Annotated in this window: 10 protein-coding genes and 1 tRNA gene; 4 read left to right on the forward strand and 7 right to left on the reverse strand. The window is 67.7% G+C overall.

From position 1 onward, the window contains the following. Positions 1-8: 8 nt before the first annotated feature. A complete protein-coding gene (locus tag PSH03_RS03895) occupies positions 9-2630 on the reverse strand; it encodes a fibronectin type III domain-containing protein (RefSeq protein ID WP_238688267.1) in 2622 nt (873 codons plus the stop codon). Positions 2631-2823: 193 nt separating this feature from the next. Continuing rightward, on the reverse strand, positions 2824-5634 hold the full coding sequence (locus PSH03_RS03900) for a fibronectin type III domain-containing protein (protein ID WP_238688268.1): 2811 nt from the start codon (positions 5632-5634) through the stop codon (positions 2824-2826). A gap of 232 nt (positions 5635-5866) precedes the next feature. Between PSH03_RS03900 and PSH03_RS03905 the strand changes: the two genes are divergently transcribed. Beyond that, positions 5867-5953: transfer RNA gene (locus tag PSH03_RS03905), tRNA-Leu, on the forward strand. 198 nt (positions 5954-6151) lie between these two features. Here PSH03_RS03905 and PSH03_RS03910 read toward each other — a convergent pair. Further along, positions 6152-7279: a Fic family protein gene (locus PSH03_RS03910; protein ID WP_238688269.1), complete on the reverse strand. Its 1128-nt coding sequence runs from the start codon at positions 7277-7279 to the stop codon at positions 6152-6154. Positions 7280-7618: 339 nt separating this feature from the next. Here PSH03_RS03910 and PSH03_RS03915 point away from each other — a divergent pair, with 339 nt between their 5' ends. The 3 genes from PSH03_RS03915 (at position 7619) to PSH03_RS03925 (ending at position 12164) form a co-directional block, all read left to right on the forward strand. Continuing rightward, positions 7619-7921 (forward strand): hypothetical protein, encoded by a 303-nt coding sequence (locus PSH03_RS03915; protein WP_238688270.1) that lies wholly within the window; start codon positions 7619-7621, stop codon positions 7919-7921. Continuing rightward, positions 7911-8984: a tyrosine-type recombinase/integrase gene (locus PSH03_RS03920; RefSeq protein ID WP_238688271.1), complete on the forward strand. Its 1074-nt coding sequence runs from the start codon at positions 7911-7913 to the stop codon at positions 8982-8984. Before PSH03_RS03915 ends, PSH03_RS03920 begins: the two co-directional genes overlap by 11 nt. A 258-nt stretch (positions 8985-9242) precedes the next feature. Further along, positions 9243-12164 carry an ATP-dependent helicase gene (locus PSH03_RS03925; RefSeq protein ID WP_238688272.1) on the forward strand — a complete coding sequence of 974 codons (2922 nt, stop codon included), beginning with the start codon at positions 9243-9245 and terminating at the stop codon, positions 12162-12164. 9 nt (positions 12165-12173) lie between these two features. On the opposite strand, the gene PSH03_RS03930 is transcribed toward PSH03_RS03925, so the two are convergent. Genes PSH03_RS03930 through PSH03_RS03945 form a run of 4 tightly spaced genes read right to left on the reverse strand, consistent with a single transcriptional unit; the run spans position 12174 to position 21689 of the window. After that, on the reverse strand, positions 12174-14876 hold the full coding sequence (locus PSH03_RS03930; RefSeq protein WP_238688273.1) for a site-specific DNA-methyltransferase: 2703 nt from the start codon (positions 14874-14876) through the stop codon (positions 12174-12176). 23 nt (positions 14877-14899) lie between these two features. Then, positions 14900-17959 carry a BPTD_3080 family restriction endonuclease gene (locus PSH03_RS03935; protein ID WP_238688274.1) on the reverse strand — a complete coding sequence of 1020 codons (3060 nt, stop codon included), beginning with the start codon at positions 17957-17959 and terminating at the stop codon, positions 14900-14902. Positions 17960-18012: 53 nt separating this feature from the next. After that, positions 18013-19359 (reverse strand): AAA domain-containing protein, encoded by a 1347-nt coding sequence (locus PSH03_RS03940; RefSeq protein ID WP_238688275.1) that lies wholly within the window; start codon positions 19357-19359, stop codon positions 18013-18015. 5 nt (positions 19360-19364) lie between these two features. Then, complete coding sequence (locus PSH03_RS03945) at positions 19365-21689, reverse strand: GmrSD restriction endonuclease domain-containing protein (RefSeq protein WP_238688276.1); 2325 nt, start codon at positions 21687-21689, stop codon at positions 19365-19367. Positions 21690-21721 lie beyond the last annotated feature (32 nt).

Here is a 21721-nt window from a genome sequence, read left to right on the forward strand (position 1 = left end):
TGGTGTCCTCAGCAGGTGGGCAGGACGTTGATGTTGTCGCCGCCCTCCAGGTTGAGCCAGGCCCAGGGAATGTAGTTCTTCCCCTCGTAGTTCACCTGCACCCACCAGGTGCTGCGCTTGTCATTGTTGTAGATGTAGGCGTAGACCTCTTCGCCCGACTTCTTGCAGTACGCCTGCAAGCGTCGGCCGTTGGGCACCCAGCCGGCCTGCCGGTCGTTGTCCTGCCGAGTGACCTCGAAGATCTCGTTACCGTTGCGCTCACCGGGAATCTCCCGGGTGCAGTAGCTCGCCTCCGGGCCCGACGCGCCGTTGCGGCAGGTCGCGATCCCGTACAGCGGCTGCGTCTTCTGGGCCCGCGTCGCGGTGCCCTTGCCGGCGGCGTTGCTCGCCGTCACCGTGAACGTGTAGTTGGTGCCCGGGGTCAGGCCCGTCATCGTGATGCTGGAGCACGCCCCGGCCTTCGCCGGCTCGCCCGTCGTGGTCAGCGTGCAGGTGGCCTGACCGCCACCGGCGTCCACCGTGAACGTGACGGTCGCGCCGGTGGCCGTCGACGAGGAGCCGGTCACCGTGACCCGCGGCTCGGCCACCGTGCGGGCGGTGGCGGTGGCCTCCGGGCCCGGCCCCGCCTCGTTGACCGCCTTCACCCTCACCGTGACGTTCTGGCCGTTGCCCAGCCCGGTGACGGTCGTGCGGGTGTCGGTCACCTCGCTGACCCGCCCACCGACGTCCACCAGGTACTTCGTCACGGGCCGACCGTTGGCTTCGGCCGGCGCCCACTGCACGGTCACCGCGCCCGGCTGGTTGGCGACCGTGCCGGCGCGCAGGTTGAGCGGCCGACCGGGCGCCGCGAAGGGCACCACAGTGTTGCTGACCGGGGACGCCGCCGACCCGGCGCCCTTGCTGTTGACCGCCACCACTGTGAACGCGTACTGGGTGCCGAACTCCAACTCACCGGCGGGCACCACCAGCTCCGTCTTGGTCGACTCGCCGGCTGGGGCGTTCGTCCCCGCCGAACTGGCCGTCACCGCGTACCTCGCGATGGTGTTGCCCTGCCCGTTCGCCGCCGGCCACTTGACCAGGACCGTGCCGTCCGGTCGCTCCTGCGCGGTGACGCTCGCCGGTGGATCGGGGACCGCGGCGGTCGGGGTCACCGGGTTGCTGTTGCGCGGCGGGCCGTCGCCCTTGGCGTTGACGGCGTGCACCGCGAACCGGTACGTCTCGCCGTTGGTGAGGCCCTTGACCTCCACCGCACGCTGATTGGCGCCCACCTCCAGGCGCTGCCCGGCGCCCTGCACCACGTACTTGATGATCTCGGCGCCGTTGGCGGCGGCCGGGCGCCAACTCACCCGCGCCTGGGCGTTACCGGCGGCGGCGGTGACGCTGCGCGGCGCGCTCGGCTTGCCCACCCGCGGCTTCTTCGGCGGAGGCGGCGGCGGGGGAACCGGCGGCGGGTCACCGCCGAGCACGTCGTTGGCGTACTTGTTGACCTCGCGCACCTGGTGCTTGTCGTCCACCACCCGGGCGGTCGCCGAGTCGGGGGAGTTGATGAACAGGTGGTTCTCCCGGACCTCCAGCTCCAGCGGCCCGTTGGCCCGCCCACGGATGGTCTCGACCAGCTGACCCGCCGCGTCGAAGGAGTAGATGGTGCCGGTGGCCTCGTCGGCGCAGTAGAACCGGTTCGCCCAGGCAACCGCCGGCCTGAGCCGATCCCCCTCACCCGGCACGGTGAACCCGCTCTCCTGCCCACCGTCACCCACCAGCAGCACCCGCCGGTCCGCGGTCACCGTGACCGGCACCCGGGGGCCGCTGGTGCGCGCGGGCAGCGCCGCCGGGCCGGACAGCGTCAGCGCCGTCGGGTGCACCTCACCGTGCTGCACCCGCACCAGCTTCCCGGCCGTCCGGTCGAGCACCGCCACCCCGTCGTCCAGTGTGGAGACCACCAGCTCGTGGCTGGCGTCGGCGACGTCGTACGACTCGACCCGCTGCGGGCTGAGCCCGGCACCCGCGGCCGACGCCGGCGCGGACGGCAGCTTGGCGGCGGTGATCGCCGAGACGGTGCCCTGGCTGGGCACCGCGATCCAGAGTCGACCCTTACCGTCGAAGGTGCCGCCGGTGATGCCCGGCGGATAGCGCACCGGCTCGCCGACCGGGGTCAACGATCGTGGGTCGAGCTGCCGGACGATGCCCTGCACGGCGTCGACGACGAACGCCGCGTCCTCGTGCAGGGCGACACTCACGCCCAGGCCGGGGGTGGTCCGGGTGGTCGCGCTGAGCTGGAGGGTGGCCAGATCCAGAGAGCTGACCTGCCCGGTCTGCAGGTCCCGCAGGATCAGCAGCCGGTCGGTCTGGGTGATCTGCATCGGATGCTGGCGGGCGCCGGGGATCTCGGTGCGGGTGTCCACCCGGGCGGTGACCCCGTTGACCCGGGCCAGCTCGCTGCGCGCCGCGCTCCACAGCCAGGAACTCGCGTCGTAGTTGGCCACCGCGTTGTCCGCCGCGCCCAACCCGAGGACGGTCAACCCCATGGCCGCCAACAGCGCGGCCACCGTGCCGACGGTCACCAGCCCGCCGCGCAGCCGGGACCGGGAGCGGGGGGCCTCGGTCTGTACGGCGTCGTCGATGCTGGCCACAGCCGGCTGCCTCCCCTGAGTCGTGGCAGGTGGCGCGCCTTCCGGCGACCCCTCCCCTGAGCCGGGTGCCATCATATGGCGCTGGTGGTGGCGGGGGAACCCGCACCGTCACCCCTGTGGATACCGAGAGTGTGCGTTGTGGACCTCCAGCTCAGCCCGGTTCCCGCTCGACTCCGCGTGGTTTCGGCTCGGCTCAGCGCGGCGACGCTCGGCCGGAGGGCTCCCCGCTCGACGTGGCTTCGCGTTCCCGCGCGGTGCAAACCTGCCCGGAAGTCGCAAAGCTGTCAGTGGAGTAGACCGCCAACACGGTGAAACAGTGATCCACTCGGGAGTTCAACCCGTTGACCGTGTAGCTGGTCCGGCCCGGGTCCACGGTGGCGATCACGCCCAGGGCCTGCCCGGCCCTGCCCGCGGCAACCATGAACGGCACCGCGCCGCCCGTCGGGTCCGTCCAGGTCAACGTGATCGTGGCCGAATCGTCGCGCAGCTCCAGGTCGCCCGGCGGAAGCCCGGCCACCGTAGGTGCCGCCGCCGTCGGCGCGGTCCCGGGCGGCGGCGGATCGTCGCGGGTCAACATCACCGCACCCAGGCCCGCCACCGCCACGACCGCCACCCCGGCCGCCACTACCGCGCCGATCAGCGCCGCCCGGTTGCGGCCCGTCGACCCACCGTCATCGGCGTACGCCGGGTGGTACTGCTGGCCCGGGTACGGCGCCTGGTGCTGGTCCTGGGTCGGGTACGGCGCCTGAGGCGGCTGGTGGTGGTACTGCTGGCCCGGTGGCGGTGCGGCTGGCGGTGCCAGCGCCGGGTCGGCGCTGACGGCCGGTGACCAGGCCGGCTGCGCAGCGGGGCTCGGCTCCGCGGTAATCGGGCTTGCCTGAGTGTTGCTCTGGTTTGTCTGGGCGGCCGCGGGGTGCGTCTGCGCCGCGGTGACGTGCGTGTGCGCGGCGGTGGGGTTCGTCTGCGGGGCCGTCGGGGTGGGCTCGGCGGTGGCGGGCCAGCCCAGATTGGCCTCGACCGCACCCCGGCCGCCCTGCGCCGGAACGGACGGCAACACCACGGTCTGATCGGACAGCGCGCCACGGGCCCGCTGAGTCGGCACCACCGGGGCGTCGAGGATGCCCAGCCCGGAGTCACCGTCCGCACCGGTGCCACCCGCGTCCATCATGGTCTGCCCGGCGGGCGTGTCTCTCCCAGCGGTGACGGCCTGCGCAGCCGCCGTGGTCTGCGTAGGCGTCGTGGTCTGCGTAGGCGTCGTGGTCTGGGCGGCGGAGTCGGCACCTGGAGTTGGCAGGGACTGCGGTGGGGCACTGCTGCTCCAGGGCGGTGCGGTCAACCCCCAGGGCGGTACGGGTGGTGCGCTCACCGGAGGGGCAGAGACGGGTGGTCCGTAGGGCGGCCCCGAGACGGGCGGCCCGAAACCGGGCGGCGCGGACACCGGGTAGGTGTGGCCGGGTGGCCCCGACACGGGTTGGCCGTAGCTGGGCGGTGCGGACACCGGTTGGCCGTAGCCGGGTGGTCCGGACACCGGGTAGCTGTGCCCGGGTGGTGCGGAGACGGGTTGGCCGTGGCCGGGTGGTCCGGAGACCGGGTATGGCTGGGCCGGTGGTCCCGAAACCGGGTACGGCTGGCTGGGGGGCGCGGAGATCGGAGGCGGAGTCACCGGCGGGGCGCTGATGGGCTGGGCCGGTGGGCCGCTCACCGGGTACGCCGGCCCCGGGTGGCCAACGGTCGGGGAATGCCCGCCCGATGATGTCGCCTCGGCGCCGGACACATTGTGCGATTCGCTCGGCGCGGTTGGTCGGGCGGCGGCTCGGGCGGCCTCCTCGGCGAGCAGCGGCTCGATCTGCCGTACCTGGATGGTGGGGTTGTCCCAGTGAGGTTCCGGCACCCCCGGCACCCCCGGCACCCCCGGCACCCCCGGCACCGCCGGCGGAGCGGTCGATGCCGGGGCGGTTGGGGTCGACATCGTGGGCGGCACGTCGACCGCCGGCGGGGTGGCGTGGCCACCAACCCGTTGACGTGGTGCCACGACCGGCCCGGACGGCGGTCGGTCTGGTGACCGCTGCCCGGTCGGCGTCGTCGGCGGGCCTTCAGCCCTCGGTCGGGGCATCGGACCAACCGCTGGCCGGGACGGTCCAGACGCCTGCTCGTCGAGGCGTTGACGGGGTGACATCGCATTCGCCGGCGGTGGCGCGTCTGCGCGCGGGCGGGGCGGCGTCGCAGGTCTGGGTGCGGCCGTCGGCGGGCCGGGCTGCGCTGGCGCGATAAAGGAAGCTGCCGGCTGAGCGGGCGCCGCCCGAGGGGCTGGGACCGGCGCCGGGGTGACGTCGCGGGGCGACGTGGGTGTGGCTGGTGCGCGTACCGCTGGCGAAGTTTTTTGGGGTGCGGCCGGCGGTTGCGGCGCCCACTGTGAGACGGCGGGCGGTGGGCCACCGGCGGAGGGCCGCATCGCGGCGAGGGTCGCCAGCGACAGGGTCGGGCCGGAGAGCGCCGACCGGGCGCCGGGCTCGGTCACCGGGCCGACCGGGGCCGGGCCGGGCGTCGGCGCGGGGTGCTGCTCGCCCGGCGTCGACGGGGGTGGGCCGAGGTAGTCGCGGGCTGCGCGTACCGCCGGGTGGTTCTCCCCCAGTGCGGCGGGCCCGGCGGTGGCGACGCGGGTGTAGTTGCGGCGGGCCTCGTGTCGGTTGCCGAGCTCCTCCGCCACCTCGGCAAGCTCGAAGGCGAGCGCGAGCATCAGCGGGTCGGAGTGCTCCCAGCGGCGCTCGCCCGCCGCGAACGCCTCCTCCAACAACCGGCGGGCGGCGAGCGGGTCGTCCCCCTCCCGGTGCAGCCGGGCCAGCAGGTGCGCGGTGTGCAGCACCTCGGGATGGTCGTCACCGTACGGCGGGGGAGCGGATTCGACGGCCTCCGCGAGCAGTTGCCGGGCGGCGCTGAGGTCGCCCGCGGCGCGTAGGGCGAGGGCTCGGTGCTGGGCGGCTGCCAGGGGGGAGGGATGGGACACATGGCAATGCTGCCGTCACAGGGCCGCCGGACGCTACCCGGACACGCCTCGACGGTGTGTCGGTGTGGCCGTTTTGAGGCGGCTTGAGCAGCGGCAGGATCGCCGGGGGAGAGGCGCCGGAAGGCGATGTGCATGATCCACGAGCGGCGTGTACAGTAACTCCCCGTGCGGCCCGCTGTGCCGACCACCGGATGAAAGATCATCTGGTCGGCGAGGTAGGCTGAACGTGTAGGTCCGGGTGGCGGAATGGCAGACGCGCTAGCTTGAGGTGCTAGTACCCGTATAGGGTGTGGGGGTTCAAGTCCCCCCTCGGACACCAAATTTCGTGGAAAATCACGATAAATAGGACAGGTTGACTGTCCTATTTGGGCTTACTTAGACCTAAATGTTATAAGTCTTGGAAGCGGCTGCCTGGGCTATGGTTGGCCGCATCTGTCCAATTCGATGACAGAAAATGGCGTCTCTTCGGCGCGCAGACGTCGCAAATTCTCGGTGGTGGGCGTGCTGGGTCTGCGCCTCAGCGTCGGTACGGGTCGACGATCTCCTTGGGGCGTAGCGCGGGTGCGGCGAGGTCGCGCAGCGTCGGCGAGGTGAGGTAGAACCTGCCTCGGGTCTCGCCGTGCTGTTCGAGCATGCCCGCCCGGACGAGGGCGCGAAGGTCGCGGGTTGCTTGGTCGTCGGTGAGGTTCTCGTCGCGCTGATAGAGGGTCCGGCGGACTCGACCGCCGGTCGCGGCGAGGTGCAGGGCGCTGATGACCCGCTCGGGTAGCCCGTGGCGCCGAACCCAGGTGTCGAGCAGTTCCCAGAGATGCGCGGCCTGATCGAGGCGTTGCCGGACCAGTTGGGCTTGTTGGTGGTGCGCGCTGAGGCAGAACCGGATCCACCTGCTGGTGTCGTTCTCAGGCTGCCAGGTTGGGCCGCCGACCTCACCGAGCGCGTCGTAGTAGGCGTAGGTGTTCCGGCCGACGCCGAGCCACTCCTCGATCGAGGAGAACTCCGGGGCGAGGACACCGTCCCGGGCGAGCACGAGGGTGTGCAGGCAGCGCGACATCCGGCCGTTTCCGTCCCGCCAGGGATGGATTTTGACCAGGTTCAGATGAGCCATCGAGGCCCGTACGAGCAGTGGGGTCTCCGGTTCGCCGTCGGCCAGCCAGTCGATCAGCTCGGAGATCAGCGACGGAACGTCGTCAGCGTCCGGCCCGGTGTAGACCCGTCGGCCGGTGTGCGCCTCGTCGATGTGGATGTCGCCTGGACGGAATCGGCCCGGCCACTTGGTGAGGTCATGCCGAAGCATCATGAAGTGCAGCGCGTTGAGCAGCATGTGCTGCCAGGTGAACTCGCGTGAGCGGGCGAGTTGTTGCACGTAGGTCAGTGCGTCCCGGTAGCCGGTGATGACTTCCCAGGTCTGCGGGTTCGTCTCCACCGGTTCGTCGCCGGCGACGGCCGCGGCCGCGTCGTCCAGGGACACCTGGTAGCCCTCGATCGAATTCGAGCCCTGGATAGCGTGAGCGATCAGAGTGCGTCGGAGTTGCCCTGTCCAGCGGTGCGGCTCGGCGATCTGATACCGCAGGTTGTCCCGCATGGTGTCCAGTTCGCCGAGCACGCGCTTGTCGTCGTCGGTGAGTGCCGGGGCCCGATACAGCATGCGCCAATCCTACAATGCTTTCCGTTTGATGCTGGAATCATTTCAGCATTTAGAAGGAGGCGATTGGTTGGCATCTCGATGGGATGGGCGCGAAGGGCGGCAGGAGGTCCCGGACACGCTGTGTCTCGTTGAGCACTGTCTCACTGTGATCGTTCGGTTATGACACGACCTATCCGGCCGAAAGAACAGCTCGTTGGTCCACTCGTACCTGCTGCCCTGCCCGCGCGTGCGGGTTCAAGCCCGATGCCGATGCCAGCTCTACCTGCCCAGATGCTCCCTCCGGCGATCATCGGCGCCGCTCTGTTGCCGTGGATGGCGCTTCCGGCGCACTGTGGCCGGGTGAGCGCGCAGCACCTTCTGCGCGCACTGGACTGGCCACCGCGCCACCGCATCGACATTCAGCCGCGCCACGACATGCTCGTCATCCGCTCGGCCAGCGACGGCCGCCACCAGGTCGGCAGCCGAGGTGATTTACCGTTGCCGGCGAATGCCCGGCACATGTGTCGCATCGCATCCGGTCAACCTGTGCTGCTCGTGGCGATTGTCACGCACGACCTGCTCGTCGTGCATCCCGTCGGCACCGTCGTACGCCTGCTCGTCGACCTGCACTCTCACCTGACGGGAGGCGGCGATGAACGCTGACCGCGCAGCCGTCGCTGCCGCTCACCAATTTCTGGCTCACCTGGGCGTCACGGTGACCGATTTGCAGGCTCACCCCGCGACGCCTGCCGTTCTGCCGACGGTCGTCGAGTACCTGCCCCGTGTAGTCGCCGCTGCCGGGCCCGGAGCACGCCGCACCTACGGCACCTACTGGGACCGGATGGCCGCCGCGTGGCCCGAGCGGCCCTTGGACACCATCGCCGCCAGCGACGTCGAGGCCCTGAAACAGGCGATGATCGCCAGCGCCGTGTCGCGGCGCAACAGCCGCAACGGCCGGCACGCCGGTGAGCATGTCATCGCCGCAGCCCGCGCGTTCTACCGACGTGCCATCGCCGACGGGCTGATCGACGCCGCCGCCAGCCCGGCGCACCTTGTCGCGAAACCCCGACGCTTACCCGGCACCCGCCGCGCGTTGACCGAATATGAGTTGGAGGAGATCAACGCGATGGCGCGCACCAGCGGGAACGACGTCATCCTCGACGCGCTGATCCTGCGACTGCACACCGAGACCGCGTGCCGCCGTGGTGGCGCCCTGGCCCTACGGCTGGTCGATCTCGACAGGACCAACGGACTCGTCCGCCTCACCGAGAAAGGATCCACTGTCCGCTGGCAGCCCATCACCCTCGAACTCGCCGGACACCTGGGGGAGCACGCCGATGCTCGCGGCGCGGTCCTGCCGACCGATCCGCTTCTGCGCGCGCGCAACGGGCAGCCAATCACCAGCCGCCGCTACGACCACCTGTGGAAACGCTTGGGTGAGCGCCTGCCCTGGGTGGCCGTGCACGGCATCTCGGCCCACTGGCTGCGCCATACCACGCTGACCTGGGTGGAACGGCACTTTGGCTACGGCATCGCCCGCGCGTACGCCGGACACACCGACAGTCCTGGATCCTCGACCATCACCTACATCAAGGCCGATCTGCACGACGTCGCTAAGGCCCTGTCCGCCATGACCGGCCAACCACACCCCATGGCGGCACGCAGAGACGATTTTCAATCGAGCGCTAAGCTCCTGCCGGCTGACCTTTCCCCACCATCGAGCTGAACTACCTGCTCTCGGCGGTGCGGAGCACAATCCGCACCGCCGTGAGCGGCGCCGGCGAGCACTTCCACCAGGCGGCTGGGCTACGCCGCCCGCAGGATGGTCGGTCCTTCATCTTCGAAACGATGTCGGTTGCTATGGCGAGTATCCTGGCCGGTGATCTCGCTACCGCTGGCGAGTACGGGATGAAGGCGGTGGGACTGATGGCTGACGGCGCGCGATTGCTCTGGCCAACGACGCGTCTGAACCATGTGAAATCTGATGCTCAGCCCCATCGACATCTTCGCTCGCAGCCCGGCGGAGCCCGCAAGTTGGGCCACAGGATTCGATCGCTCTGTTCTGACGATCCCAAGGCCACACGGCATCCCTACCTGTAGTCCCTGTGTACCTCGGCGCTGGCTACGCGTAGCCAGCCATCGGACAGGAGACGTCGTGTCAGAGCGAGCTGGAAACGGACTTCCACAGCTGACGGGTTCAGCCTTGGAAGCGGTGCGCCACCGAGGCAGTCACCTCCAGATCATCGCCTCTGCGGGCGCAGGAAAGACCGAGGTTGTGTCTCAGCGAGTCGTGGACCTCTTGGCCGAGGGCGTGGCTCCAGAAGCGATCGTCGCGTTTACCTTCACAGCTCGGGCGGCAGAGGAGCTCAAGAACCGGATCGTCCAGCGAGTCGAAGGACGCCTGGGAAAGGCAGCTCTCGACCGGTTGAACGGTCTGTTCGTCGGCACGATCCACGCCTTCTGCTTCCGCCTCCTGCAACAGCGAGTGCCTCGATACGAGACGTACGACGTGCTTGATGACAACCAGCTCACCGCCTTTCTCTCCCGAGAGGCGAACCGACTCGAGCTGCGTCAGCTCGATCCCGGGAACCGACTCTTCGCGTCGATCGCGGCGTTCCTCAAGGCGGTCGACGTGGTCGAGAACGAGCTGCTCGACACTGGTCCTTTGCCCGACCCGGTCAAGTCTGTCCTCCACAACTACTACGAGACCCTCGACCGCTACCGGCTGCTGACCTACGGCCAGCAGGTCGTTCGCGCCGTGCGGGAACTGGAGCGCCCGGCGTTTGCAGCCGAGATCCATACGACGCTGCGCCACCTGATCGTCGATGAGTACCAGGACGTCAACCCGGCGCAGGAACGGCTTATCGAGTTGCTGACCGGCCCGGAGGTGGAACTGTGCGTCGTCGGTGACGACCAGCAGGCCATCTACCAGTGGCGAGGTTCCGACGTTTCCAACATCGTGACGTTTCCGCAGCGTTACCCCGACGTGGCAACTTTCGAGATCACTGCTAACCGGCGCAGCCGTCCTCAGATTATCGGCGTGGCCAACCGCTTCGCCGAGACAATCCCCGAACGCATTGACAAGCAAATGTTGCCCCACCGACCCTCCGCCGACAGCCCGCAGTCGGAGGTTGCGGTGTGGACGGCTGAAACGGAGACCGAAGAGGCCGGCTGGATCGTCAGCTACATCCTCGACTTGGTAGACGACGGTGTGCCGCTGCGAGACATCGCTGTGCTCGTCAGAAGCAGGGCCGCGTACCCACGCTTGGTGGAGCAGTTCGCCACCTTCGGCATCCCGGTGCAACCCGGAGGCCGATCCGGGCTCTTCGATCAGCCGGAGGCGAGGGTTCTCGGCCGTACCTTCGCCTGGCTCGCCGACACTGAGTGGCGTGGCGTCTTCGGCACGGGCCAACCGGTCGGAGACGTGGACCTGTTCGACGAGTACGAGCGGGTCTTCAACCTGTCGGGGCCTGGGCGGCGTCAGGTTGTTCGACTCCTGCGGGAATGGAAGGCCGCCGTACCGCGGACAAACCGCACCGCGAACCTGGTCGGCGAGCTGTACGAGCTGTTCCTCGAGCTGCAGGTTCGAGGCTGGGACCTCACCGAGGAGGTGACCATCAACCGCCTCGGCACACTGGCCCGCTTCACGTCCCTGCTCGCCGACTACGAATCGGTTAGGCGCCGCGCCCGGCCCGACGCCGACGCACCCACCGAGCAGGTCGGTGGCCAAGACCGCGGCATGTGGTACTACCGGAACCTTGCGCTGCACATCGTCAACTACGCCCAGGGCGCCTACGAAGGCTTCGACGGGGAGGCGGACTTCGCCCTGGACGCCGTCGATCTGACGACGGTGCATCGAGCTAAGGGCCTGGAGTGGCCGGTGGTGTTCGTACCGTCGATGACCGCCAGCCGGTTCCCCTCCAGCCGGACGGGACAGCCCCAGCCGTGGCTTGTTCCTCGTGATCAATTCGACGCCGTGCGCTACGAGGGCTCGGACGCTGACGAGCGGCGTCTCTTCTACGTCGCGATGACCCGCGCACGAGATTGGCTTTCGATCTCGCGCCATGAGCGGGTTACGACGCGGCGGGTGGGGCGCAGCCCGTACCACCAGGAGATCGGGCAGGTTGAGGTAAAGCCGGAGAACGTCGCCTTCCCGCCCATCGAGAGCATCGGACACGGCAGCGACGAGCCGATCTCGATGACCTACAGCCAGCTGGCCGCGTTCATGGACTGCGGTCAGGCGTTCCGGCTACGGGAGCTGATCGGCTTCCAGCCGCGCCTCGCTACCGAGCTTGGTTACGGCAAGGCCGTACACCACGTCATGCGCGCAGTTGCTGAGGCCACAAAGGCCAGCGGCCGGGTGCCAACCGTGACTCAGATCGACGAGATCCTGAATGCAAGCTTCTTCCTGCCCACCGCTAACAAAGCCGCACACCGCCAGCTTCGGGACGCCGCACGCCGGCTTGTCTTGGCGTACTCGACGAATCACGAAGCTGACCTGTACCGGGTTTGGGAGACGGAGCGTCCCTTCGAGCTGCACCTCGATGGCGTCACCGTCGCTGGCAGAGCCGACGTGATCCTTGACAAGGAAGGCGGCATAACGAACGCCCTCGCGATCGTTGACTACAAGACCTCCGTCTCGGCGGGCGAATCTGAGCATGCATTGCAGCTTCAAATCTATGCCGATGCTGCACGACGAGAAGGCCTCGACGTGCGTGCGGCGTACGTTCATGACCTCAAGGCTTCCGCTCGCCTTCCAGTCCTCGTAGATGCGGAGGCCGTGCAGCGGGCAGAGGCAGCGGTGACCGAGGCCGCCGCGCGCGTCAAGGCGCGCGACTACAAGCCCAACCCCGGTCCCCGTTGCCGCCGCTGCGAGGTACGGACCATCTGCGGATCCGCCAAGTGAGTACGCCTGTTAGACAGTGAAGACCTTCATCACCTCGTCGCCGTAGTCGTTGATCACCTTGACCGCGATCTTGCCCGTGTCCGGCCGGGCAAACGGCCGTGACTCGGTGCCGTAGAGGCTGTCCCAGGCGTCCCGATCGATGTCCGCCTTGAGCGCCGCCTTCAACCGCTTGTACGGGTCCTGTCCACCAGTGAAGTAGCAGTGGCGGACGAAGAACGACTCGCCGTTGTAAGCCGTGTCGATCATCCACAGTGCGATCTGGTCGGTGTCGTTGCTGCGCAGCTCGCCGGTGTTCGGATCGTAGACGTCGACCCCGTGCAGCAGCACCCGTAGCTCGTCGTCCTCCCGCTTGACCTCGATGTCCGGCTCACCGAAGACGGTGAACAGGTTGCCGGCTCCGGTCTTCTTGAGCTCCTCGCCCATGACCAAGTCGGTGTTCATCCGCACCAGCAGGACCGGTACCCGACCGAGCCGCCGTTCTGCAGCGACATTAGCGAAGCCCTCCTCGGAGGTCACGTAATCGTCGTCAGCAGTACCCAGCACAGCTGGGTCGAAGGCGAAGGCCAGGACGCAGAGCAGATCAACGTCCCGTGTGCGGTTAGCCTCCCGGGCAGCATCCTTGATGAAGGTTGGGCCGACTGTCCCATACTGCGGACCGACGGTGATGCCGACCCGCTTGGGTGTGCCGTCGGTCGCGTCTTCGCGGACGGCCACGGCCTGGATGTACGGCGACGCGTAAGGCTCGACGGAGTCGAAGGTCAGACGCTCGTTCTTTCGGCCGTTTTGAATTCCGGCGGCGCGGAGGTTGGCGATAACCGTCTGCTCGAACTCGGCGCTACCGTCGAAGGCGCCCTCTTCGTTCAAGCTGGTTGCTTCCGGATCGTCCACTGCGCTCCCCGCGAAGGCGAGCGACCGGTGAGGTGAGAGGCTTTCGACCGTGAAGGGTCCGGCGACTCGGACTTTCCTTTTGTCCTCGTGCGGCCTGTCGTAGAGCAGCTCGTATTCGGCATGCCGCTTTATCGTCGCGTCGATCTCGGCCCGGCTCATCCCCTCGCGGATGTCCGGATTATTTGCGATTGACTTAAGCGTGATATGCTGCACGCGCTCGTTAACAAAACCATGCCGAATGTCGCCGGTTGTCGCGGCAGGGGGCAATGGGGTACTCGAAAGCTCGCTCTCCTTGGCCCTTCCCTCTACCGAGTCGGCCAGCAGGTACCACGGGAAGCGCCCTCCCATTAGCCGTTGCCTGGCCAACGCGAGCGCCACCCTCGAGGTGTCTACCGTGATCCATCGCCGTCCCCATTGTTCTGCGACGAAGGCCGTAGTGCCCGAGCCGCAGGTCGGGTCCAATACGAGGTCACCCGGATCCGTGCACATCAACATGCAGCGTTCAATGACCCTCGAGTTGGTCTGAACGACGTAGACCTTATTCATCGCCGAACCGGACTGGGTGTCATCCCATAGGTTGTTCAGGGGAATGGCAGGGAAATCGTCGTGGAAGCGAACGTAGTTGATGTTGTTGCCGGACGGTTCTACGCGGCGAGCGGCAATAAGCCTCGCCATCCCGACCTCGTTTGTCTTCCATCGAGCCTGCATAGATGGACGGAACGTCCGGCCATCAATTTGTACAGGGAACCATGAGGCTGCGCCCTCCCCCTTAGCGCGACCCTGGCTCTGTGAGGTAAGAAGCTGCAGGCGGTAGAGGCGGCCATCCTCGGGACGATAAGAGGTCAATTCCGTTCGGCGGAGTCGGACTCGGGTGCCGTCTGAACGCTCGAGAAGGGAATACGTCTCGTCGCCGCCCTCGCCGATGTGGCGCGGTCGATAGAGTGGCCTGAATTTCGCGACCCGCCGGTCCTTGGCGTACCAAAGGAGGTAGTCGGTGGTACCCCCGATAAACTCGCTAGTCGCCCCACTGGTTGTCTTGAATGTGATCTGCGAAATGAAATTTTCGCTGCCGCAAACCTCGTCCAAAAGACTACGAACCAGGTGCACGTTTTCGTCGCCGATCTGGACAAAAACCGATCCGCTCTCGGTCAGCAATTCCCTGGCGGCAGTCAGCCGGTCTCGCAGATAGGTGAGGTACGAGTTAATTCCGTACTCCCACGTATCCCGGAAGGCCTTAATCTGCTCGACCTCGCGGGTGGCGTCCTCGAGTTTGCCGTCCTTGACATCACGCTTGCGGGCCGACACCTGCCAGTTGCTGCCGAACTTGATGCCATACGGCGGGTCGAGGTAGATCATCTGGACCTTGCCGCGGAGGCGCTCCCGCTCCGCGAGGCTCGCCATGACGTTCAGCGAGTCGCCCAAGATCATGCGGTTCGACCAGTTCGCCTCGTGCTGGTAGAAGTCGACCAGATCGAGTTCGGGCAAGCCGTCGAAGGCGTCGAACAGGGTCAGCTCAGGCTCTTCCTCAGGTCGTGCTGACGTCTGGCGGAGGTTCTCGATGAGCACCCGCGGATCGATCTTTTCCTGGATGTAGATCGGAGGAGCGTTGCCCTCGAGGTGCTCCGCAAGGTCCTGTTCCTCCTTGCCGCGCCACACGAGTTGAGGGCTGTAGAGCGGTCGCGGGTACTTGAAGACGAACGGGCTTTCGATTTCGGGATCCACAAAATCGTGTGCGTCGGCGGTCGGCAGGTTCGTCCGCTTGTCGTTGTAGGTGATGGCGTCGACGGGGGTCGGCCTGGTGGTGGCCTTCTTCCGCGGTGGCATAGGTGCGGGTTCCCTTCGCAGGATCAGGCGGGCAGGCCGATGATCGGCCGGTCGGCGTACAGGTTCTCGATGGCGGTGTGGAGCACAGCGTGCGCGTCGAAGGGGTTGCCGACCTCGATGTAACCCCAGCGACCAAACTCGCCAGCGTTGTTGACGGCGGCGCACCACTGGTTCCGGGCTGTGTCGGCCTTGGCCCACGTAGGGCCGGGGGACTTCCGGCCGCCGGACACCTCGACGATGAGCGTGCGCTCGACGTCGCCCGGCTCCGTTACGAGCCGGACAAGGAAGTCCGGCACGTACTCGTGGCTACGGCCTTCGAACACGTAGGGGATGGTGAAGCCGAGTCGCTCGTTCTTGACGTACGAGTAGACCCGCTTGTCGCGCTCGAGCATGTCGGCGAGGGCTTCCTCCCAGGTGTTGCCCCGCACCCCATCCAAGACGACGTGGTTGAGGTGCGACTTTTCCGGCGGAGGATCCATGACTGCCTTGCGGGTCAGGTAGCGGACGTCGTCCGTGGACCCCTCACTGTCCATGCGTCGGACGACCGGCATAAGTACTGCGTTGCGGTTGTCCTGCAGCCGGATGATCGAGGAGTAGACCTTCTCCGCGGCTCGGGCGCGCGCCTGTGTCAGCAGCAGGTGCCCCTTCGTTACCTCGGGGTCGGTCGTGACCCAGTGCTCCAACCACTGTTTGCAGATGTCGATCAGTTGGGGGAACAGCCAGGGCCGCTCCACGCCCGCGTGCGCTGCAAAGTACCGCTCCTCTTCGATCAGTCGCTTGGCGATCGAATAGGCGATGCGCTGGGAACGCGCGAGACGGATGTCTTCCAGGTCGATGTCACTGGCGGCGCCCACCACGCCCTGGTTCTGTACCCACAGGGCGACCTCGCGCTGGTCGAGGTGTAGGCGGGACTCGGTCGTGAAGTCGGCGTGCAGAGTCTCGTCGGGCAGCTCGACGCGGTACCCGTCCAGCTTCGGGAAGCGAATCGCCAGATGCGACCGTTCGGGCAGCGCGCGGACCTCGACCGCCGGCCGGGTCAACTTTGGCTTCGGCATGGCCCGGTCGCTAGGGATGAATGCGAACGGGACGCCGTACACCTCCGCGTACTCCGGCTCGAAGCGCCCCTCAGCGTTCACCGCGTAGCTGCGCCGGCGGAGTCCGCGCCCGACCACCTGCTCGCAGAGCAGTTGGCTGCGGAAGGGGCGTACGCCGAGGATGTGGGTGACGGTGTTGGCGTCCCAGCCTTCCGTCAGCATCGCGACAGACACGACGCAGCGGATGTTCTCTCCCAGCTTGCCCTTCTTGCCGATGGTGTTCATCGCCTCGCGCAGCAGGTCGCCGTCGGTGAGGGAGTCGACGTCGGCGCCGGGGTTGCGCAGGCGGTAGGCCTGCTTGAACGCCTCGATCTCGCGAGCGGCGTCCTTGCGGAACTCCGGACCGAGCGGGGCACCGGATTCCAGCGCAACGGAGTCGACCAGGATCGTCCGCTGACGGGGTGTCCATACGCCGTCATCGACATTGCTGAGCAGCGGCAGATTTCCCGCGGCGAGGCGAGTCGATCCGTCGGGGTGCTCGACCTCGCGGCCCGCGATCCAGTCGAAGACCCACTTGGAGACGATCGTGTTGGGGCACACCACGATCAGCACGGGCGGCGGTTCGCCAGCCGCGGCCAGGGTCTCCTCGTACCGTTGATGGTTTTGTTCGTAGCTCCGGTAGAGGCTGCGGAGGGCCCCTTCCAGTGTCTCCGGCATGATCCAGCCCTGCGGCCCGAAATCTGCGCCCTTGTTGCTCCGACGCTTGGGCAGCGGTGGCTTGATGTTGTCCCAGAGGTTGAGGTACACCGGCTGCCGGGTGGCTGCGTCGTCGTCGACGGGTACTCGCGGAATCTTGACGATGCCCGATTCGATGGCGTCCATCAGCGAGAAGTCGCTGACGACCCAGGGGAAGATGTAGCCCTCGTTGTAGCCGGAGCCCTTCAGGTAGTACGGCGTCGCCGAGAGGTCGAACACCGACTTGACCTTCGTCTTGCGGCTCAGATCCAAGAGGCCGCGGAACCATACGCGGGCCTCACGGTTGCGCTCCTCGTCCTCCCTGTCGGCCTCGTCGTCGGGGTGCTCCAGAAGCTTGTCCTGATAGCAGTGGTGGGCCTCGTCGTTGAGTACGACGAGGCCACCCTCGGTGGACCCGAAGGGCCGTAGCACTCGGTCGGCGACCATCTCCGGAGTCTCCCGGAAGGCATCGGGCATGTCCGGTCGTCCACCGCGGAGCAGCTTGCGGGTGTTGCTGGAGACGCCCTGGATCTCCTTGGCATCCCGGGGCAAAAAGGTGTGGTAGTTGACGACCTGGACCTGGGCTTGAAGCAGCGGTTCCCACAGGTCAGACGGAATCAGGTCCCGCTCGCGGTAGTAGTTGTCGTCCCGTTCGGGGTGGAGGACGCCGAGGCGATCGCGGATCGTCACCCCCGGCGCCACCACGAGGAAGCGCTTGGCGAAGCGCGTGTCCCGTGGCGTCATCACCTTGTTGATGGTCTGCCAGGCGATCAGCATTGCCATGACCACCGTCTTGCCAGACCCCGTCGCCATCTTGAGACCGACCCGCGGCAGCCCGTCGTTGTGTAGCCGATTCTCCGGCTCCAGGCGTCGCCGGTAATCGGCCGTGCCGTGACGCCCAGCGACCTCGGCGAGGAAGATCGCGGTCTCGACCGCCTCGCGCTGGCAGAACAGTACGGCGTCGTCCCGATGCGGACCGGGCGCCCAGTGGGCCAGCAGCTTCCTGGTGTACGGCGTGACGCCGTTCCAGTTGTTCGCGCGCCAGCGCTCCACGGCAAGCCGGATGTCGTTGATCAAAGAGTTCGACTCGCGCCGCTCACCGGTGACGTCGAAGTCGAAGGCCTGCTGAACCGCGTCCTTGCGTCCCTTCTTGCTGACCGGAACCGGGATGAAGGACTCGCTTGGCCGGCGACCGGGAAGGAGATTGCCGGTGGGGCCGTGCTCACCGATTTCGAAGTAGTGCTCCGGCGGTTGATACGGCGAGTTGATGATCGGATTGCTGAGGTCCGGGGTGAGCGTGGAAGGGTCTGGCATGTTGGCACCTTTGGTGGATGCTGGTTCAGGAACAAGCGTTAGCTGGAGCGGGATCAGTGGCCGGAGATGCGGTGCCCTGCCAGGTGCGCGAGCACGGCCTGGTTCGCCTCCCAGCCGTCGGGGAACTTCACCGGCACGTTGAGGTAAACCGGCTCGCTCGACGGATGCGCGTCGAGCAGTTCGGCGATCCCCGCCCGCGCCACCACGATGCAGGCTTGGCGATGCCGTGACGTCAGCACGCAGAGCCGCCCCGATTCCAGGTGGAACGCGTTGGCGTCCCGCCGTCCCGACAGCGGGTGCAGCACGATCGTCACGTCATACTCCCGGCCCTGCAGCCGGTTGGCGGTGTCGACGGTGACGTCTTCGCCGGCCGCGCCGAGCTGATTGCGGATCGCGGCGACCTGGTCGCGGTGGGCGGCGCCGATCGCGATCCGAGCCGCGGTGACGGACGCGCCACCCGGTTCGCGTTCCGAGGTCGCGATCGCTCCCCGCTCCAGCACACGACGTGCCAGGGCTGCGCACGCCGCGACCGCCTCCGCATCGGTACGGAGCGTGTGCCGCGCCGGGAGCTCGTAAAGCCCCCACCCCGTCGCTGCGGCCGTTTCCACCGCCGCGTCGATCGGCCCGTGTCCGAACGCAGAAGTGGTGAACGACAGTGACCGCTCGCCAGGGTCTGTACCGGCCCGGAACCCGGTGAAGGGATAGAAGGCCTCAGCAACCACCGGCGCCGCCGAGAGAGGCAGTCGCCATGACACCGGCAGCCGGTGCACTGGCAGGTCTGGGTTGTGCCGTAGGAGGGCGGCCACCGCGGACTGCATCGGGTCCCAGGTCAGCCCCGTCCACCGCTCGGTCTCGACGGTGGAGAACGGGTCGAGCTGGCCCGGATCACCGACGAACAGGGCCCGCTCGAACCGGCCTGCCACGCGCAGCAGTGCGTCAGAACGCATCTGGTATGCCTCGTCGACGATGGCCCACGACCAGCGCCCCTCGGACACCATGGCCCACTTCGCGGCCGTACCGATGATGACGGACGGACCACCGAGGTCGGCGACCTTCGCGGCGACCCGGACCGTGGCGTACTGCTTGATCCGGTCGGTCGCCACGTAGTCGGTCGCCGAGAGCCGCCCGATGTGCAGGTCGGGTGCCTTCTGCGCCAGACGGTCGATCAGGTCGTCGACCTGCTCGTTTGTCTGCGCGATCACGATCAGCGACTCACCGGCGCGGGCCAGCTCATCGGCGGCGCGGACGACGAGGGTCGACTTGCCGGCCCCGGGCGGGGAGTCGACCACGACGCCCTGGTGCAGGCCGGAGCGCAGGTCGGCCAGTACCTCGGTGATGACGCGCTCGGCCTGGACCGACGGCGGGTCCGCCGGCGCGTCCGGCAGGAGCAGAGTGGTCATGGTGGTCACCGCCGCGTCGCGGTGTCGAAGTCGAACTGCCGCAGCCGGTGGCGGGCGATGTCGAGCTCGTCCGGGGTGAAGAGCGACTCGTACTCGTCCTTGACCACCAGGGCCTCCACCGTGAGGTCAAGTCGCCCGCGCTCCCACAGCGCCGCGAACCCGTCGGAAACGACCGGGCTGGCCAGCAGCTTTCTGGCGGTGGCGAGTCCACCGTGCTCGGCGATCATCCCGAGGAAGTAGGTGGCGTTGTAGCCAGCCTCGCGCCGCGCCGCCTCGTACACCCCGCGCATCGCCCGCTCGAAGTCTGGGGCCGTCCCCTGGTCGCCGCCGGGCTGGGTCGGCACGAGAGCCGCAGCGGCTTCGGTTTCCGGCTCCTCACCGAGAACCTCACCGTCGGCGTCGCTGAGTCCCGCTGCCTGTTCGTTGCGCCGGGCCACGTAACCACGAAGGGCGTCCACCGAGGTGAAGACCTCGTAGCCGAGCTCCTCCATCCGAGCCAGCTCCGGGTTGGTGTCCAGCTCCAACACGACCGGGTTACCCAGCCCCGGCTGCAACCCGTCCGGCCAGTACGCCTCGGCGATGCCCAGCGACCGACCGGTGGCCGGATCGGCAATCTCACTGTCCAGCGCCGGCTCAGCACAGCCAGCGCCGACGAGCTCCTCCACGAGGGCCTTCACCTGCCCCGCGCGGACGTCGTCGACCTCCTCCTCGGTGACCACGACCACCGGCCGCAGCGGCTCGGCGGCCGGCTTCGTGCCGTCTCGGAGACCGGCGAGGAAACCGTTGGCGGCGTTGGCCAGCAGCTCCCGGCGGGCAGCGAGGAAATCCAGGTAGCGGTCGGGCCGCCAGAGCTGCGGGTCCGTCGGGATCCACTGAGATTCGAGCGCACCAGGGTGCTTCTCCTGGGTCTCGGCGAAGTAGTCCTCCGGCGGCCGCTTCCCGATGGCGAGGTTGGTCTGCTGGGTCAGGAAGGAAAAGTTGGCGACGGCGTTGACGTCGGATCGGCCGTAGCCGTGCTTGTAGAGCAGCGCCTTGGGGAAGATGTGGTGCACCTGCAGCGAGGTGAGGTAGCCCAGCATCTCGCTCTTGAGCTCTAGGCCGGAGCCGAAGTCGCGGGCGGCCAACACCCGGGTGAGCAGGTAGAGCAGCGGGTAGAAACGGGAGCCGCGGCCGAAGCCCTCGAAGTCCTGCCCATCGATCACCAGGTTGCCGCCGCGCCAACGGGCCAAGCTGGTGATCAAGCCGTCGACGCCGCTGCGGGCGACCGTGTCGTAATCCTGGGTCAGGATCGTCTCGGTGGAGCCGGCGAAGCGGCCCCACAGCGCGGCGTGGATGTACCAGAAGAGCATCCGGTCGCGCTGGGTGGCGTCGGCGAACGTGCCGCCGTTGAGGTGCAGGAAGCGGGAAACCACCGGGAAGGCGTAGCGACCCATCAGCACCCGGTCGTGGTCCAGACCGAGCCGACCCGAGACCACATCGAGGAAGCCGCTGAGGTAGCGCTCGCTCGACGTCAGCGCCTGCGCGAACTCAGCCGAGCCGACCCCCTCCAGGAACTCGAACTGGGCCCGGCCCGTCGCCACCGCGTTCACGTTCCGCAGCAGCCAGTCAAGGCTGAACTGGAACCCGGCGGTCGACCAAGTGCCCAGGTGCTTGCGCATCGTCGAGCGGGCCTCGGGCCAGTCGGCACAGATCTTGGCGAGGGCAAGGTCGCCCTTGGAGAGCTTCGTGCCGCCCGAGTTGACTCTGTTGAAGATGTCGACGACGACCTCGACACCCATGTCCGCGCCGGTGATCTTCTCTTGGTGGAACTCTCGCTCGAGGATGTTGCGCAGCCGGATGAGCCGACCCATGTACGTCGCGAAGTGCGGCATGGTGTCCGGGTGCGACGTGAGGTTGCCGATCTGCGGTTCGATGCCATCGACGAAAAGCTCAGTGACATCGACCCAGGTCGGATCGTCCTTCATCTTTGCCGGCGCGTAGAACTCGAAGGTCTCCTCTTCGACGTTGAACCGCAGGCCGGTGAAGGCTGCGGGGTCACCCTCGAAGAACGCCGGCGGCTTGCCGCGGACCACCCCGTAGAGGGAGGTGATCCGCTGCTGCCCGTCGAGGAGCAACAGCTTTACGCCGCCGCCGACGTGGGTGCTTCCCCGCACAGAGCCGTGGTCGGCTTCCGTCTCCCACACCAGCAGCCCGCCTACGGGGAAGCCGAGGTAGAGCGAACGCATCAGGCCGCGTACCTGATCCCGGTTCCACACGTAGCCGCGCTGGAACTCGGGCAACAGCACGGTGCCAGAGTCAATCTGGTCGAGGATGGTGCCCAACTTGCTCAACTCAGCTCCCCCACGGATCTGAACGGTTGATC

Origin of the sequence: Micromonospora salmantinae, from assembly GCF_022230905.1 — a bacterium.
Taxonomy (GTDB): domain Bacteria; phylum Actinomycetota; class Actinomycetes; order Mycobacteriales; family Micromonosporaceae; genus Micromonospora; species Micromonospora salmantinae.

What these genes read in the sequence shown, in the direction of transcription:
- PSH03_RS03910 (WP_238688269.1), bottom strand. Translation starts at nt 7,279, where the DNA reads ATGCTGTATCGGGCCCCGGCACTCACCGACGACGACAAGCGCGTGCTC.
- PSH03_RS03935 (WP_238688274.1), bottom strand. Translation starts at nt 17,959, where the DNA reads ATGCCAGACCCTTCCACGCTCACCCCGGACCTCAGCAATCCGATCATC.
- PSH03_RS03920 (WP_238688271.1), top strand. Translation starts at nt 7,911, where the DNA reads ATGAACGCTGACCGCGCAGCCGTCGCTGCCGCTCACCAATTTCTGGCT.
- PSH03_RS03930 (WP_238688273.1), bottom strand. Translation starts at nt 14,876, where the DNA reads ATGCCACCGCGGAAGAAGGCCACCACCAGGCCGACCCCCGTCGACGCC.
- PSH03_RS03925 (WP_238688272.1), top strand. Translation starts at nt 9,243, where the DNA reads ATGCTCAGCCCCATCGACATCTTCGCTCGCAGCCCGGCGGAGCCCGCA.
- PSH03_RS03940 (WP_238688275.1), bottom strand. Translation starts at nt 19,359, where the DNA reads ATGACCACTCTGCTCCTGCCGGACGCGCCGGCGGACCCGCCGTCGGTC.